Genomic DNA, 16,007 nt, shown 5'->3' with positions numbered 1-16,007 from the left:
TGTTGGTGCCGTAACAAGGCAGGTACAGTTCCTGGCGATGCGAAAATCCATTCACCTTTGACCATTCGCCGCCTTTGGGGAACTGCATCCAGCCGTTCGCCCAGATTGGACCGGGCAGATGCCGGACTCAGCGGCACAAGACGGTAGTGCGCAAAGGAATTTTCCGATGAAGGGCTGAAGTCCGATTGCCACACCGCGGAAGATCGTGGATTTGCGGCGCTTCAACACGCGCGCCATCCCGGCCACCGGGACCTTTGCCAGCCGCCAGTCTTCGATCCTGCGGCGTTCCTGAAAGGAAAGCTGCGTGTAAACGGCTCCCATGCGATTATCCTCCTTGTAGATAACGCGATGTTTTACAATAGGATTCGCACTTCAAAGTAGCGCGCACTCCGCTACATATGACGGCCCTGTAATCAGTCTTATGTTGAATGTGGAGCAAGAAGAGCGGAGACTGTGAATTCGCTGGATCTGCGTGCGCCATCCGCCGTGCCGCAGCCTCTAGGAAGGCAGCCATTGTTTCAGGGCTGCATCCCTAGAGGCTGCTGTTCATTTGAGCCTGCATACTTTCGATGGACTGGCAAAGCCGGGTGGTGAAGGCCTGTGATGTCAGAGATTGTGCCGCGTAGCCCGGTGTTAGTATCGAAACACCGGTGCTGATCCGGGGGCGGAACCGGCGAATCACCAGGCCGGCCGTGGTCTGGCGCTGTTGCAGGCAGCCGTAGGCGGTGATCATGTCGCAAATCATGTAGCACATACCCGCTGCAACGAATTGCAGGCCCGGCGTCCAGGTGCGCAGCTCCAGCCGTTTGCGGAACCGGCAGCCGTTCCTGTGAAACGCGGCCTCTGTCCGGGCCGTCAGCGGGTGTTCGTCGAACAGCGCCGCCATCGGCTGCCCGTCCAGATCCTGCGGTGTGATCTCTTCGGCGGCTGCAAGCGGATCGTCGGCAGGAAGCACGCAGACGCATTCGAGATCGAAATCCATCTGCCGGACCGAGGGGCGCGGCACCGGTGTTTCGGCAAATCCGATGTCGAATTGCTGTGAGGCGATCAAATCCTCGATCACATCCGACGAGCGCATGATCAGCGAGACTTCCAGCTCATCCTTGCCTTGAAGAAAATCCGTTAGAATCCGCGGCATGAAAAGCCCCGCTGCCGCCGGGTGGCAAGCGATGCGCAGCCTGCCGGCCTCGTGCGAGCGGATTTTGCTCACCGTGCGCTCGATCCGCTCAATGCGTTCAAGGACGGTCTCGCATTCCTCCAGAAAGAACCGGGCTTCCGGGGTCGGGATCAGTTTTCCCTGCTCGCGGACAAACAGGCTGAAGCCCAGCTCCCCCTCCAGCGTCGAGATCATGGTGCTGACCGCGGGCTGGGTGCGCCCGACGGTGCGCGCCGCCTGCGAGATGGAGCCGCTGCGCATGACCTCGCGGAAGGTGAAGATCTGGCGGATTGAGAAATTCATGGCATCGGTATCAAGGAAATTTATGAAGTCACAGATATTTTGAAATTGATCTTATGCCCCTTGTCCAGCCAAATCCGCCAAACCCGGTGAGGGGACACCGGAAGGAGGACAGATGGACACATTTTCAAAATATCTGCTGACCGGGCTGATCTGCCTGGTGGCCCTGGGCCAGTTCGTTCAGGTGGTCACCCGCTATCTGCTGCAGATCCCGGTGATGGGGCTGGAGGAAACCATGCTCTACCCCACTGTCTGGCTCTATCTTCTGGGGGCCGTCAACGCGTCGCGCGAGGACACCCACATCCGTGCCAACGTGCTGGAAATCGCCATCAAGACAGAGCGCGGCCATACCGTGCTGGCGATTATCGGCGAGGTTATCAGCCTGACCGTCGGCCTGTGGCTGCTGAGCTGGGCCTGGGAGTACACGCAATATGCCTGGCGGGTCTGGAAGGAGAGCCCGACGCTGTACCTGCCGACATTCTTTTCCGAAGTGGCGCTGGCGGCCGGACTGGCCCTGATGATGCTCTACACCGCGGTGCATTTGCTGCGCCATATCAACGACCTGCGCGCCGGAGCTGCACAATGATCGAAATCGCCCTTCTTGCCATTGCCGTCCTGGTGCTGACGCTGACCCTTGGCGTGCCGCTGCCCTACTGTTTTGGCGCGTCGCTGATGATCATGTACTTCCTGGGCGATGTGACCATGAAAGGCATGATGCTGTGGGGCTCCCAGCAGCTGGGCAACCCGGTGCTGCTGGCCATTCCGCTGTTCGTGCTGGCGGGCACCATCATGTCGGCCAGCGGTATCGCGGCCTCGCTCTTGAACTTCGTCAACGCTTTCATCGGCCATATCCGCGGCGGCCTGGGCGTTGTGGCTGCGGTCAGCTGCGCCATTATCGGCGCGATCTCCGGCTCCGGCCTGACCGGCATCGCCGCCATCGGCCCGCTGCTGATCCCTGAAATGGAAAAGCGCGGCTACCCGCGGGAATACGCCACCGCGCTGATTGCCAATTCGTCCATCCTGGGGCTGCTGATCCCGCCGTCGGTCACCATGATCGTCTATGGCTGGGTGACCGACACCTCGATCCTCGCTTGCTTTTTGGCGACCCTGGGGCCGGGCCTGCTGATCATGTTCAACTTCTCGGCCATGAACCTGTGGATGAGCCGCAAGTTCGACCTGGTGCTGGACGACACGCCCAGCTTCTCGGCGCTGGCCGGAGATGTTGCGAAAAAGGGCTTTAACGCCACCCCGGCACTGCTGATGCCGGTGATCATCCTGGGCGGCATTTACGGCGGTATCATGACCCCGACCGAAGCCGCAGCACTGTCGGTGATCTATGCGCTGCCGGTCGGGTTCTTCATCTACAAGGGCCTCAAATGGAACAGCTTCCTGGATGCCGGCAAGGAAGCCGCGACCGCCGTGGGCGCGATTATGGTGATGATCCTGTTCTCGATGATCCTGAGCCAGATGTTCGTCTACGAAGGCATCCCGCAGCAGATGGTCAGCGCGATCTTCGAGATCACCGAGAACAAGGTGCTGCTGCTGATCTTCATCAACATCCTGCTGTTCCTGGTCGGCATGGTGGTGAACGACGTCACCGCCATCATCCTGATTGCGCCGCTCTTGCTGCCGCTGATGCAGGCCATTGGCGTCACCCCGGTGCAGTTCGCCGCGATCATGGGTGTCAATACCGCAATGGGCGGGGTCACTCCGCCCTATGCCTCGATCCTCTATCTTGGCGCGCGGATCGGCAACGTGAAGGTCACCAAGGTGATCCCGCCCGCGATGATCCTGATCCTGACAGGCTATGTGCCGGTGGTTTTTCTGACCTCGCTGTGGCCCGATCTGTCGCTCTTTCTGCCGCGGTTCTTCGGCTACTGATCCCACCCCCCAGAATTACACCTGACACCCTACGGAGGAGACTACCCATGAAACACTTTCTGACCGGCACCGCCGCTGCTGCCCTGATGTCGCTGGCGGGCCTTGCCCAGGCCGCCGACCTCAAGATGAGCCACGTGCGCCCGCAGGACACCACCATCGACAAGGAACTGCGCGCCTTTGCAGCCCAAGTGGACGAGGCCACCGGCGGCGACGTGTCGGTCAGCATCTTCCCGGCTTCTGCTCTGGGCGATTACACCACCGTGCAGGAACGCATCAGCGTCGGCGCCATCGACATGGCCACCCAGCCTGCGGCTGCCGCGGTGGACCGGCGGATGCAGATCAGCTCGTTTCCCTATCTGGCCGGCAACTGGGCTGAGGCGCGTGCGATCTATGGTCCCGACGGCCCGGTGCGCAACGTGATGGCCGAACTTTACGCCAAGCAGGACATCACCATGCTGGCCGCCTATCCGGTGTATTTCGGCGGTGTTGCGCTGAACACCGATCCGGTCAGCCCGGGCGACCCGTCGCAGTCCAACGGCATCAAGGTCCGGGTGCCCGGCATCAAAAGCTTTCAGCTGACCGGCGAGGCCCTGGGCTACATCCCGTCGCCGATCCCCTTCTCCGAGGCCTTCACCGCGATCCAGACCGGCGTGGTCGACGGTGTGATCGGCTCCGGCGCCGAAGGCTACTATGCGTCGTTCCGCGATGTGACCAAGGCTTATGTGCCTGCCAACACCCACTTTGAGGTCTGGTATATGATCATCTCCAACGGCTCGCTGGCTGAATTGGATGCAGAGGATCAAGAGGCGCTGAAGGCTGCTGCTGCCGAGTTCGAGGCGCAGCGCTGGACCGTCGCCGAAGAGGACCAGGGCAAATGGGAGCAGCGTCTGGCGGATGACCTCGGCGCCAAGATTGTCGACCTGAGCGATGAGGAACTGGCTGCAATGACTGCAAAAGTGCGCAGCGATGTCTGGCCGGTGGTTCTGGAAGACGTTGGCGCCGAATGGGGCCAGGGCATTCTTGACCAGATCGGCAAGTAAGCCCGCGTCAAAGACAGGGGCGGTCGCGCGCCGCCCCGCAAGTGCTGCAAACCCCGGAGAAACGGCAGGATGGAAGCAGATTATGCAGTGATCGGCGGCGGCGTTGTCGGCCTGTCCGTGGCCTGGGGGCTGCTGAGACGCGGCAAGCGCGTCACGGTATTGGACGGCGATGACGGATCGTTCCGCGCCAGCCGCGGCAATTTCGGTCTGGTCTGGGTGCAGTCCAAGGGCATGAAACAGCCGCGCTATGCCAGCTGGAGCCAGCAGTCCGCAGCCGCCTGGGGCGGATTTGCCTCAGAGCTGGAAGACGGCACAGGCCGATCTGTCGGGCTGCAGCAGAACGGCGGCTATGACCTGCACTTCTCCGAAGAAACGCTCTATGCCGCCGTCGCGCAGTATGACGCGCTGAAGGACAAGCTGGGCGGCAACTACCCCTACGAGGTGCTGGGCCGCAATGCGCTCAGCCGCGAGGAGCCGCATATCGGGCCCAAGGTGGCAGGCGCGATCCTGCATCACCAGGACGGCCACGCAAATCCGCTGCGCCTGCTGGTCTCGCTGGCAGCGGACGTGCGGCGGCTGGGCGGCACGGTATTGAATGGCAAGACTGTCACCGCGGTTTCCAAACCGGATGCCTATCGGGTTCAATGCAGCGACGGCACCGTGGTCACAGCAGGCAAGGTTGTGCTCTCCGCCGGCCTCGGCGCGATGGAGCTTGGCCCCAAGCTGGGCTTCAAGGCGACCGTTCGCCCGCAGCGCGGCCAGGTGCTGATCACCGAAAAGCTGCCGAAGATGATCAACCGCCCCTCGCTGATTGCCCGCCAGGTGGACGAGGGCGGCATTCAGATCGGCGCCACCAACGAGGAGATGGGGCTGGACGACAGCGTGACCCAGCCGGGCCTGTCGGGCCTCGCTGCCAAGGCCATTGCCGCCTATCCGGCGCTGGCCCGCGCGCAGCTGGTGCGCAGCTGGGGCGCGCTGCGCATCCTGTCGCCCGACGGGCTGCCGATCTATCAGGAAAGCCCCGAACTGCCCGGTGCCTACCTGGTTACCTGCCACAGCGGCATCACCCTGGCCGCGGCCCATGCGCTGTTCCTGCCGGACTGGCTGGAAGGCACCGCGGCCGCCCCTGATCTGGAGGTGTTCAGTGAAGACCGATTCCCCGTTTCTTGAACTGCAGGACGGCGCTCCCCGCGTGCGGGTCTGGTTCGACGGCCAGCCGCTGGACCTGCCCGCAGGCGCCAATCTGGCCGCCGCGCTGCTGGCCGCCGGCGTGCAGGTGTTCCGCCACACGCCCGTATCGGGCGCGCCGCGGGCACCGTTCTGCATGATGGGCGCCTGTTTCGACTGCCTGGTGGAGACCGGCGGCGGCGTGCGTCAGGCCTGCATGCTGGAAGTGGAAGAGGGTATGCGGATTGCCCGCCCGCATGAAGCGGAGGCTGGCGATGCAACACTGTGATCTTGCCATCATCGGCGCCGGCCCTGCCGGTATGGCCGCAGCTGCCGAGGCCGCGCAGCGGGGCCTGAGTGTGATCCTGCTGGACGAGCAGAACCGCCCCGGCGGGCAGATCTACCGCGACGTCGACCGCGCCGCCGGCCCGCGCGGCGCCATTCTGGGGCAGGAATACCTGCACGGGACCACCCTGACAGCGGGCCTTGGCCAATCGGGGATCAGCCATGTGCCCGGCGCCATCGTCTGGGCCATCGAGGACGGCTTCCGCATTTCCTTCACCCGCCAGGGGCGCGGCGAACAGGCCGAAGCAGACCGGGTGATCCTGGCAACCGGCGCGCTGGAGCGCCCGATGCCGGTTCCCGGCTGGACCCTGCCCGGTGTGATGACGGCAGGCGCTGCGCAGATCCTGCTGAAGCAATCCGGCGTTCTGCCGCGCCGCGCCGTGCTCGCCGGGAGCGGCCCGCTGCTTTATCTGATCGCGGCGCAGATGGTGTGTGCCGGCACGCCGCCGCTGGCGCTGGTCGAAACCCAGACTGGCATCAGCCCGATGGCATCAGCCCGCCACCTCCCCGGCGCATTGCGTGGCTGGCGCTATCTGGTCAAGGGCTTGAAAATGCTAACAGAAATCAACCGTGCCGGCGTGCCCCGCTATACCGGCGCGACCGGGATCGCGGTGGCGGGCAGCACCCAGGCCGAGGCGGTGGCATTCCGCAGCAAGGGGCGCGATCACCGCATCGCTTGCGACACAGCCCTGCTGCATCACGGGGTGGTGCCGAACACCCAGGCCGCCCGCTCGATCGGGGTGCCGCATATCTGGTCCGAGGCGCAGCAGTGTTTTGTGCCCGAGGCCGGGAGGTGGGGCGAGACCGCCAAGGAGGGTGTGCTGATCGCCGGGGACGGCGCCGGCATCGGCGGCGCCATGGCCGCCGAATTCGCGGGCCGTACCGCAGCCCTGAAAGCGGCAGAGGAGCTGGGCCGGATCACCGCGCAGGAGCGCGACCGGCTTGCCGCGCCGCTGTTCAGCCGGCGCAGCCGGGAAACCGCTGTGCGCCCGTTTCTGGATGCGGCCTATCCGCCTTATGCTGCGGCTTTGCAGCCTGCGGACAGCACCATTGTCTGCCGCTGCGAGGAAGTCACGGCAGGTGACATCCGCAGCTATGCCAAGCTTGGCTGTCTTGGGCCAAACCAGGCCAAGGCCTTTGGCCGCGCAGGCATGGGGCCATGCCAGGGCCGCTATTGCGGGCCGGCCGTGACCGCGCTTTTGGCCGAGGCCAACGGGCAGACACCGGATGAGACAGGTTATTACCGGATCCGCCCGCCGATCAAACCCGTAACACTGGGCGAACTGGCTGCGATGGACGACCCATCCGCCAGCACCGCTGAATAGGAGAGAAAAGTGATCGAAAGGATTGAAACCGGCCCCCGCATGAGCAAGATCGTGAAGCACAACGGCGTGGCCTATCTCTGCGGTCAGGTCGGGGATGGCGCAGACGTGGCCGAGCAGACCCGCGATTGCCTGTCCCGGGTCGAGGCGCTGCTGGAACAGGCCGGCTCCTCGCCGCAGCAGATCCTGCAGGCGATTGTCTGGCTCGCCGACATGAAGGATTTTGCCGGGATGAATGCGGTCTGGGACGCCTGGGTGCCGCAAGGCCACGCCCCGGCCCGGGCCTGCGGCGAGGCCCGGCTGGCGCGGCCGGATCTGAAGGTGGAAATCATCGTGACTGCGGCGTGTTGACCAGGCCCGGACCTGTGCCGCGTATTGGCTGATCCGCTTGATTTCAGATCAGCTTGGGAGACAAAAGGCTCCGGCACCTTGTGATGCCGGAGCCTGGATTGTAACGGAGCCACAGCCGTTTTTCCGGTGTTCACTGCGTCTGCCATGAGAGTCAGCAGGCGGTGTTTTCAGACATTCTCCAGCGGGGCATCCACTGCCGTTTCGGGGCTTACTCCGTTGTGGCGGTAGTAGGTTGAATAGATCGTTGCCCCGACAAAGGTGATGCCCCCGGCAAGATTTCCCAGCACGGTGGGGATCTCATTGTAGAGCAGGTAATCAGCCCAGGTGAAACCGGCCCCCAGCAGCAGCCCGGCGGGAAACAGGAACATGTTCACCACCGAATGCTCGAACCCGAGATAGAAGAAAATCAGGATCGGCATCCACATCGCGATCACCTTGCCCGACACGCTGGTCGACATGATCGCGGCAACCACGCCGGTCGAGACCATCCAGTTGCACATGACGGCCCGGATAAACAGGGTTGTCATGCCGCCCAGCCCGGCCTCGGCATAGCCCAGTGTCCGGGCTTCACCGATGGTGCGCAGCTTCTGCCCGACGTCGCCGGCCTCCTGGGTGAAACCCATGGTCAGGATCGTTGCCATGAAGATGGCTGTTGTCATTGCCCCCAGGAAGTTCCCGGCAAAGACCAGTGCCCAGGTGCGCAGCATTGCACGCGGGGTGCAGCCCGGACGGTTGGTCAGCACCGCAAAGGGCACCAGGGTAAAGACGCCGGTCAGCAGATCGAACCCCAGCAGGCTGAGCATGCAGAACCCAACCGGGAACAGCAGCGCGCCGATCAGCGGGTTGCCGGTGTTGACGGTGACGGTCACTGCAAACCCGGCGGCCAGGGCCAGGATCGCCCCCGCCATATAGGCCCGGATCAACGTGTCCTTTGCGGACAGGCCGACCTTGGAGGCGCCGGCTTCGACCATCGCCTCGGCAAGTTCATGCGGTTTGAGATATGACATCTGGCATCCCTCAGCTTTGCGACGGGCGCATGGGATCAGGCATTTCCAGCACCGGTCGGTAGCCGTCCGGATCGGCATCCGGCACCGGATCCTTGGCGGTTCTGTGCGCGCTGCCGCGCGACAGCAGGATCAGCAGCGCCGGGGTGACGGTGAATTCAACCAGCAGCCCCAGAAAGATCGTTGCCGTGGTGACAAACCCGAAGGTGGCAAGGCTTTGCACGGAACCGGTTGTGTAGACGATAAAGGCCACCACCAGGATCAGGGTCTGTATGCCCATCGCCTTGCCCGCGCTTTGGAAGGTGCGGTGCAGGGCGGTGTCCAGATCCGCGCCCTGCTTGCGGCGGTCCAGGAAATTGCGGGCAAAATGGATTGTGTCGTCATCCAGAATACCCAGGGCAATCGCACCGATCAGGATGGTGAAGGGATCCAGGATGATCCCCATATGGCCCATGAAGCCCAGGACCAGCAGCACGCAGCAGACGTTGATTGCCGCCATTGTCAGGCCAATCACCACCGAACGGGCGATCAGCATCATCACCAGCGCCACAATCGCGGTTGCCATCAGAAAGGAGGAAATCTGCGTTTCCGTCAGGAAGGTGCTGATTTCCAGCCACATCGGAACCACGCCGGTGACCACAACCCCGGCATCCGGATAACCCGCTTCGGCCATCACGGCAGCGGCCTCGGCCTTGATGGTTTCGACCAGCGGCGTATAGGCGCTGTAGGCGCGCGACGGCACCAGAAAGGTCAGCCGGGCTTCGTCAAAGCCGGCACTGGCGACCCGCTCCATCTCGTCATGGCCGGAGCTTTCGAACAGCAGGATCAGCTGGGCAATGGCGTTGCGGTTGTCAGGAATGGCGTAACTGCCCAGGGTCTGTTCCGACAGTTCCTTGACCACATCAGCCAGAGTGTAGGATTTGACCGCCACATCCTGGTCCACCGCTGCCAGTGCCTTTTGCGTGATGGCATCAACAGCGCGCAGGGCGGCGGGCTCTTTCAAGGCGTCGGTCTTGCCAAGCGAGATCAGCACCTCGATCGAGTTGGAGACCGGGATGGCCGCATTGGCGGCCTGATGCGCCTGAAACAGATCCGAGTCCTTCTTGAAGGTGCCCAGATAGTAGTAATCCGTTTCCAGCTTGCTGACCCCGGCGATGGCGACCGCCACCAGCACTGCAAACACGGCCACAATCAGCCGCGGCGCGCCGATGGCGAAATCCGCCATCGCGGCAAGCGCCGGGCTGTGCGTGCTGCGGCCCGGTTGCTGCCGGATGCGATGGCCCCACAGATTGGCCAGCAGCGGGAACAGGATCAGGGTAAAGATACAGGCCGTCATCAGGCCGATGCCCAGGGTCAGACCCACATCACGCACCGGCAGCACCCGCGAGCCGGAGAAGGCAAACAGCGCGCCGGCGGTGGTGATATTTGCCAGCAGCGCCGGGCCGCCGGCCTGTTCCATGGTGTCCAGAATGGCCGACTGCACCGGTTCGCCCTTGCGCCGGGCGGTGGTGAAATCCGACAGCAGATAGGCTGCGGTGCCCAGTCCGACCGAAATCAGGAAGGAGGGGACAATCGGCGTAAGCAAACCGGCGTCCGCCCCCCAAAGCCCCATTGCGCCAAGGGCGCAACCGATGGAGAGACAAGCAACCAGCGGCGGCAGCGCCAAGGCCAGCCGGTGGCGGAAGGCGATGAAAAAGCCCGCCATCACCAGCGTAAAGGTGATGCTGCCGAAAATACCGCTTTCCATGCCGACAATGCGCTGCACGTCTGCGTCAAGGATCGGCGCGCCGATGGCTGTGCCGTTCCACGCCGCATAGTCCGGCTGCGCAAGAATGGCGCGCACCGCCTGGGTGAAGCCCTCTTTGTCAGCGTTCGAAAAGGTGCTGACGGTTTCCACCAGCACACCGAACTGGCTGCCGCGATCGTTTACGAACAGCCCGCGGTAATAGGGATGGGCGGCAGCCTTTTCCAGCCGTTCGGTGACTTCGGCCTGCGACAGGCCGGCATGCAGATAGTCACCGACATCAAGAACATCGTCCTCGCCCGTGATGGACCGGACATTGTGCAGCGCAGTCACCCGGTCGACACCTTCGATGTCTTCCAGCTGGGTCGCAAATCCCTCCAGCTTTTGGACAAAAGCCGCATTGGCCTCTGGCGGGGTCACGACGATGAAGGAAAACTCATCCGACTGGTATTTCTCCTTGAAGGCGTACCAGTCTTCGATGACCTCGGCCCCCTCCAGGAAAAAGCTTTCCGGAGAGGTGTCAAAGCCGACGCGGGCAAGGCCGCTCATGAGGGTGGCGGAGACCGCCAGCATAAAGACGACGGCCAATATGCGCTGTGCCAGAACAAAGGATGCGAAACGCCGCATGAACCTGGCGAGAAGGGGTTTTGAATGTGTCATGGATCTTACTGCAGCCTGATGGATTCAAGGTTGATTTTGTCCTGGACCATGTCCGAGAGGGCGAAGCGCTGCACCTTGCCGTTACCGGTGCGCGGCAGCGCGTCGAGGAAGAAGATCTTGTGCGGGACCTGGGACTTGGCGAACATCTCGCTGATGGCAGCCTTCAGGGTCTGCTCCAGCCCGGGGCCCGCGGTGGCACCAGCGGCGGGCACCACAAAGGCATAAGGCCGCACCAGGGGTTCGGGATGCTCGCGCAAGACCACTGCGCATTCCGCGACCAGGGGGTGCGCGTTGAGGAAGTTCTGGGTTTCCGCAGGTGACACCCAGACGCCGCCGACCTTGGTCAGATCCGTTGCCCGGCCCAGGTAATGGAACCGGCCATCCCCATCCATCCGCATGATGTCATCAGTCCGGTACCAGCCATCCTGAAACGCCTGGGCGCTTGCATCCGGATTGCCAAGATAGCCCGTCGCCACCGAATTACCGCGCACCCAGGCCACGCCGGCTTCGCCGGTGCGGGTCACTTGCCCGTGCGCATTGCGGATTTCGATGCTGAAACCGGGAACGATGGTGCCGATGCTTCTGCCGCCGGGTTCTCCCTTGGGGGTGGCCAGGGCAAAGGACATGATTTCAGTGGCACCCAAACCGTCCTGAATGCTGATGCCGCTGATCTGTTCCCAGGCGTCATCGACAAAGGGCGAGCGGGCCTCGCCGGCGGCGATGCACTGGCGCAGCGTCGACAGATCGCGCGGCGGCTGTTTGACCAGGATGCTGTAGACGGTCGGCACCGAGAACAGCACCGTCGCCTTTTGCTGTTCGATCTGGTCCAGAATGGCGGCGGGATCGAACCGGCCGTTGCCCAGCAACAGGGCGGCACCGTGATACAGCGCGGTCATCGACACCGAAAAGCCATAGGAATAGCTGAGTTTGGAGGTGACGATAACGTTGTCCTTTGGCGACAGCCCGACGTTGTGGCGGCCATAATTCTCGGCCATGTTGACCAGGTCGAGGAAGGAATGCGGCACCGCCTTGGGCAATCCGGTGGACCCGGAGGTGAAGATCACAACAGCCTCCGCCCCGGCGCTTGCGGCTGTGGATTGCGGCCCGGCTGCGGTCTGGCCCAGCAGCTGCGCGTTGCTTTCAAGCAGTGCCACCGGCAGCAGATCCGCCAGGCCTGCCTCCATGCCGGGGCTGCACAGCGCATGCATCGGTGCCGCGACCTGCATCATGGCGCGCAGGCGGTCCTGCGGCAGCGAACTGTCCAGGGTGACCGGCACGGCGCCAATGCGCCACAGGCCTGCAACGGCGGCGATATGGGCAAAATTGCCGGCCCCCGCCACAAAGACCCGCGCGCCACTGTCAATGCCCAGCGTCAGGAAGCGGGCAGCCGACACGCCGGCCGCATGATCGAGATCCTTCCAGGTGAAGATCCCGCCGTCCATCTCCTTGATCGCAGGATCGCTTGCGCTGATGCCTTCGGCACGCTGGCCGATCATGCGGTGATAATAATCGATGCTGTCATCACTGCTCAGCGAGCGCGGGTCGGCAGCAGCGCTGGCCTGGGACAGGGCGTCGTCACTTCCGGCGGCCTTTGGGCTGCCGTCGCCGATCAGACTGCCCCAATCGACCCGCCCGATGGGCTTGTCGAAGGCGCGCAGGTCTGCCAGCTCAAACCCGGTGCCGGCGGCGATTTCGCGCAGCATGCTGACTTCGCGGTGCGACGGCGCAGCCCCGACCGAGGTGTTTTCATAGTGTTTGCGCAGTGCCAGCATGACGGTTTCGGCGATGCAGGCAAAGGCGACCCCCTTGGGCATCGGAATGCCAAGCGCCAGCTGCGGGCGGCCAGGATAGGCAATGACGCCGCCGTCCATGATCAGCACATCATCGCGTTCTTCGCGGCAGCGATAGCTGATGTTGCCGGGCCGGGACAGATCGCAGACCACGCTTTGCGGGCGCAGATCCTCGGGCGTGATCAGCTTGTCGGTGGAGCTGGTGGCCGAGTAAATGATATCGGCGTTGCGCAGATCGCGGCTGCAATTGTCCGAGATCACAAAATACGCGGGATCGCGCAGCAGCTGTTCCGCCAGTGCCGCCGGGTCGGTTTGACCGTCCATCAGCTTCATCGCGCGGTCCAGAACAGAGCCGGCACGGGCCGGAAGCTCACCGTCGCGGGACGCTTTCAGCCCCGCGGCCAGCGAGCGCTTGAGCCGCAGAAAGGATTTTTCCAGCGGGGTCGCCGGGTTCACAAACAGATACAGGCGGCGGGCCCGGGCCGAGATCATCTGCACCATGCCGCTGCCGATTGATCCTGCCGCGCCGATAATCGCCGCGGTGGCGTCGCTTTGGCTGCGGCCCAGCGTGGTAGTGGCGCGGTCCGCGGCCATCAGCGCCGCTTCGATGGTAAAGCCGTTGCCGGTGGTCACCGCCTGGCCCAGCGGATCAATCCGCGAGCCGCCCCGTGTCACAATCGAGGTGTAGCCGCCCAGACCGACAATCCGCGCACCGCGCTTGACGGCAAGGTTCACACATTTCTGCACCAGCTCGCAGGCGTCGTCCTGCGGCATGGCCAAAAGCTGCCGGGCACTGCGGGGCAGCAGGATGAAGTCGCCGACCGCGCTTGATCCGTCCTTGCCCTTGATCCGGGCGCGGCTCAGCAGGATGGGTTCGTCGAACTCGCCCAGAAGATTGGTCAGCACGTCGCGCTGGCTGCGGGTCACCTGGCGCAACAGCGGATCAAGGTTCTGAAGGTCGTCGGTTTCCAGCTGATGCACGATAAAGCCAAAGCGGCCTTCGTCCGGGCCGATGTCGCCGACCGGATCCGCCCCCAGGAATTCAACTGCGGATTCCCGCTCCCCCGCCTTGGCGGTGCCGGTGATATGCTTGGTGGCGCGCACCGTGTCCTGTGCTGCCAGCGCATCCAGGCATTCCTCCAGCGCGGCGGCGTAGGTTTCGCATTCCCCGTCTGTGGTCAGATAGCTGGGCATGATCCGCAGCACGCCCTTGCAATTCGCGGCCGGCGTGACCCGGACACCGTTTGACAGCATGTGCCCTGCCGTCAGCGCCGGATACTGCTGGCTGGAACCTGCCAGGCCCAGGAACGCGCCCTCGGACCCTGCCACCACATTGGTTTGACGGCGGAATTCGATGCCATGCAGCAGCCCGCAGCCGCGGGTGTCTGCGATCAGCCCGGGATAGGCGCGCTGCAGGCGCTGGTGAATGCCGTCCAGGGTGCTGCTGCGGGCGCGGATGCTGCGCAGCAGCTCGCTGTCGTTTTCCAGCAGCACGTCAAGCATGGCATTGGCGGCGGTGGCGGCATAGGCACTGCCGGCAAAACTGGACATCTGCTGGAAATCCAGCGATTTGGTCACCGCACGGGGGCCAAGCAGACAGGCCGAAATCGGCATGACACCGCCGCCCAGAGCCTTGCCCAGAACGATGATATCCGGATTGCCGCCGGTCCATTCGGTGGCAAAGAAATGCCCGGTGCGGCCGGTGCCGGTCATGATCTCATCATGAATCAGCAAAACACCGTGCTTGTCGCACAGCGCACGCACAGCTTCGAAATAGGCCTTGGAGGCCAGTTTGACGCCGCCCTCGGATTGCACCGGCTCAAGGATGACAGCCGCCATCGAGTCACCCTCGGCCGCCAGGGCGCGGTCCATCGCATCAATGTCGCCAAAGGGCACAAATACCGTGCCCGCCAGCTCGGCAAATTCGTTGACCGGGTCGGTATGGGTGACGGAAAGCCCGCCGATGGATTTGCCATGGGTGCCATTGACCGCCGCGATAAAGCGCAGCCGCCCGGTCGCCAATCGGGCAGAGTTCAGCGCGATCTCAATCGCTTCGGTGCCGGTGGTGGCAAAGTTGACACGCTCGGTGATGATCGGCGACAGCGACATCAGCCGCCGGGCCAGCACCTCGGTTGCCTCTGAAAAATACGGCTGGACCAGATTGGTGAGCGGCAGTTTCAGGGTTTCCGCGACCGTTTCCGCAACCGGATTCGGGCCATGGCCCAGCGGCAGACAGCCATGGCCGGGCACAAAGTCCAGCACCAGCTTGTCGTCGCCGCAATGCAGCTGGTTGCCGTTGGCGCCGACGACCTGGGTGTAAAGGCCGCAGGTCTTGAGCTTGCGGTCAAGCAGCGGGTTGATGGGGTTCGGCGCGTTGAGGTGTCCGAAATGTTCCAGAGGCATAGGCTTAATTCTCCTGATGGGGCGTCAAAGGCTTTGGGATCTGAAATGACCGCCGCCGAAATTTGGGCTGAAATCGATTTTGCTCAGGCTGATCAGGGTTTCCCGGCTTTTGCCGTGCACAATCATGTGGCGCGACCGCAGGATGTGTTTGCCATCCGGCGCCCGGGCCGCCTTGGACATTTTCTGGGTCTTCAGATGGCGCCCCTTCTGATCGAAGTAATCAATCTGGAACGGCACCATCGACCCGGCCCTGGCCTGGGTCACCGCGCGCGCATAGCCGATGCTGCGCCCGTAACCGGCGCTGCGCACGGTGCTTTCCAACGTGATGCTGCTGCCGCTGCTGGCGGTGATGGCATGGGTGAAGTTTTCCAGCCGCATCGCCATAAGGTTGGCATAGCTGAAATCCGTTCCGGCAAAGGCATTGGCCTGTTTGGAGGCGGAAATCCGGCGCACTTTGCCAAGGCTGGGCAGCATCAGCCAAAGGTCATTGTCCTTTCGGCCTTGCTCGTGCACCAGCAGTTTGGTGTCGCGCACATCCGCCGGGGCCAGAAAGACATAGCGGCGGTCGCTAAGGTCCTTGCCGCCTTGCCGGGCCGTGGAAACCTCCAGATCGCGGGTGCGCACCGGCGCACCGGTGCGGCGCAGCTCGACCTTGGCCATTGCGGCCATCGCTCCGGTCAGCTCAATATTGTTGACCGCGGTTGCAACCTCCAACGCATCCGGGGCCGCCAGCACCAGGCCGGGTGCCAGCATTGCGGTTGCAAGGCTGCCGCCGCCAAGGGCAAGAAAACCGCGGCGGGGAAGCCGTGAAATAGAATCGGGCATGAGGGTATCCTTTTCGAAG

At 63.5% G+C, this 16,007-nt stretch carries 13 protein-coding genes; 7 read left to right on the top strand and 6 right to left on the bottom strand.

Features of this window, described 5'->3' with window-relative positions; all coding sequences use genetic code 11:
• Nucleotides 1-51: 51 nt before the first annotated feature.
• Both K3555_RS25090 and K3555_RS24470 read right to left on the bottom strand, forming a co-directional pair.
• Entirely contained in the window at nt 52-321 is a 270-nt protein-coding gene (locus tag K3555_RS25090; RefSeq protein ID WP_409201712.1) for a helix-turn-helix domain-containing protein, read from the bottom strand.
• A 211-nt stretch (nt 322-532) separates the two neighbouring features.
• Nucleotides 533-1,459 (bottom strand): LysR substrate-binding domain-containing protein, encoded by a 927-nt coding sequence (locus K3555_RS24470; RefSeq protein ID WP_260009441.1) that lies wholly within the window; start codon nt 1,457-1,459, stop codon nt 533-535.
• A 112-nt stretch (nt 1,460-1,571) separates the two neighbouring features.
• Between K3555_RS24470 and K3555_RS24465 the strand changes: the two genes are divergently transcribed.
• From K3555_RS24465 to K3555_RS24435, 7 genes are all read left to right on the top strand, one after another.
• Nucleotides 1,572-2,042: a TRAP transporter small permease gene (locus tag K3555_RS24465; protein WP_259993275.1), complete on the top strand. Its 471-nt coding sequence runs from the start codon at nt 1,572-1,574 to the stop codon at nt 2,040-2,042.
• The gene (locus tag K3555_RS24460; RefSeq protein ID WP_129373375.1) at nt 2,039-3,337 is read left to right on the top strand and encodes a TRAP transporter large permease; all 1,299 of its coding nucleotides are present in this window, start codon (nt 2,039-2,041) and stop codon (nt 3,335-3,337) included. Before K3555_RS24465 ends, K3555_RS24460 begins: the two co-directional genes overlap by 4 nt.
• Nucleotides 3,338-3,384: 47 nt before the next feature.
• Nucleotides 3,385-4,377 carry a TRAP transporter substrate-binding protein DctP gene (gene dctP / locus K3555_RS24455; RefSeq protein ID WP_260009440.1) on the top strand — a complete coding sequence of 331 codons (993 nt, stop codon included), beginning with the start codon at nt 3,385-3,387 and terminating at the stop codon, nt 4,375-4,377.
• A gap of 69 nt (nt 4,378-4,446) precedes the next feature.
• Nucleotides 4,447-5,547 carry an FAD-binding oxidoreductase gene (locus tag K3555_RS24450; RefSeq protein ID WP_260009439.1) on the top strand — a complete coding sequence of 367 codons (1,101 nt, stop codon included), beginning with the start codon at nt 4,447-4,449 and terminating at the stop codon, nt 5,545-5,547.
• On the top strand, nt 5,522-5,833 hold the full coding sequence (locus K3555_RS24445) for a (2Fe-2S)-binding protein (RefSeq protein ID WP_260009437.1): 312 nt from the start codon (nt 5,522-5,524) through the stop codon (nt 5,831-5,833). Before K3555_RS24450 ends, K3555_RS24445 begins: the two co-directional genes overlap by 26 nt.
• Nucleotides 5,820-7,214 carry an NAD(P)/FAD-dependent oxidoreductase gene (locus K3555_RS24440; protein WP_260009436.1) on the top strand — a complete coding sequence of 465 codons (1,395 nt, stop codon included), beginning with the start codon at nt 5,820-5,822 and terminating at the stop codon, nt 7,212-7,214. Before K3555_RS24445 ends, K3555_RS24440 begins: the two co-directional genes overlap by 14 nt.
• Nucleotides 7,215-7,223: 9 nt before the next feature.
• Complete coding sequence (locus K3555_RS24435; RefSeq protein ID WP_260009435.1) at nt 7,224-7,562, top strand: RidA family protein; 339 nt, start codon at nt 7,224-7,226, stop codon at nt 7,560-7,562.
• Between the two features lie 167 nt (nt 7,563-7,729).
• On the opposite strand, the gene K3555_RS24430 is transcribed toward K3555_RS24435, so the two are convergent.
• Genes K3555_RS24430 through K3555_RS24415 form a run of 4 tightly spaced genes read right to left on the bottom strand, consistent with a single transcriptional unit; the run spans nt 7,730 to nt 15,988 of the window.
• The gene (locus K3555_RS24430; RefSeq protein ID WP_260009433.1) at nt 7,730-8,569 is read right to left on the bottom strand and encodes a formate/nitrite transporter family protein; all 840 of its coding nucleotides are present in this window, start codon (nt 8,567-8,569) and stop codon (nt 7,730-7,732) included.
• Between the two features lie 10 nt (nt 8,570-8,579).
• The gene (locus tag K3555_RS24425; RefSeq protein ID WP_260009432.1) at nt 8,580-10,970 is read right to left on the bottom strand and encodes an RND family transporter; all 2,391 of its coding nucleotides are present in this window, start codon (nt 10,968-10,970) and stop codon (nt 8,580-8,582) included.
• Between the two features lie 5 nt (nt 10,971-10,975).
• A complete protein-coding gene (locus K3555_RS24420) occupies nt 10,976-15,163 on the bottom strand; it encodes an aminotransferase class III-fold pyridoxal phosphate-dependent enzyme (RefSeq protein ID WP_260009430.1) in 4,188 nt (1,395 codons plus the stop codon).
• A gap of 24 nt (nt 15,164-15,187) precedes the next feature.
• The gene (locus K3555_RS24415; RefSeq protein ID WP_260009428.1) at nt 15,188-15,988 is read right to left on the bottom strand and encodes an outer membrane lipoprotein-sorting protein; all 801 of its coding nucleotides are present in this window, start codon (nt 15,986-15,988) and stop codon (nt 15,188-15,190) included.
• Nucleotides 15,989-16,007: the final 19 nt, after the last annotated feature.

The organism is Leisingera sp. M527 (assembly GCF_025141525.1).
Lineage (GTDB): Bacteria > Pseudomonadota > Alphaproteobacteria > Rhodobacterales > Rhodobacteraceae > Leisingera.
The sequence above is the reverse complement of the archived record's forward strand: the minus strand, read 5'-3'. Positions and strand labels throughout refer to the sequence as shown.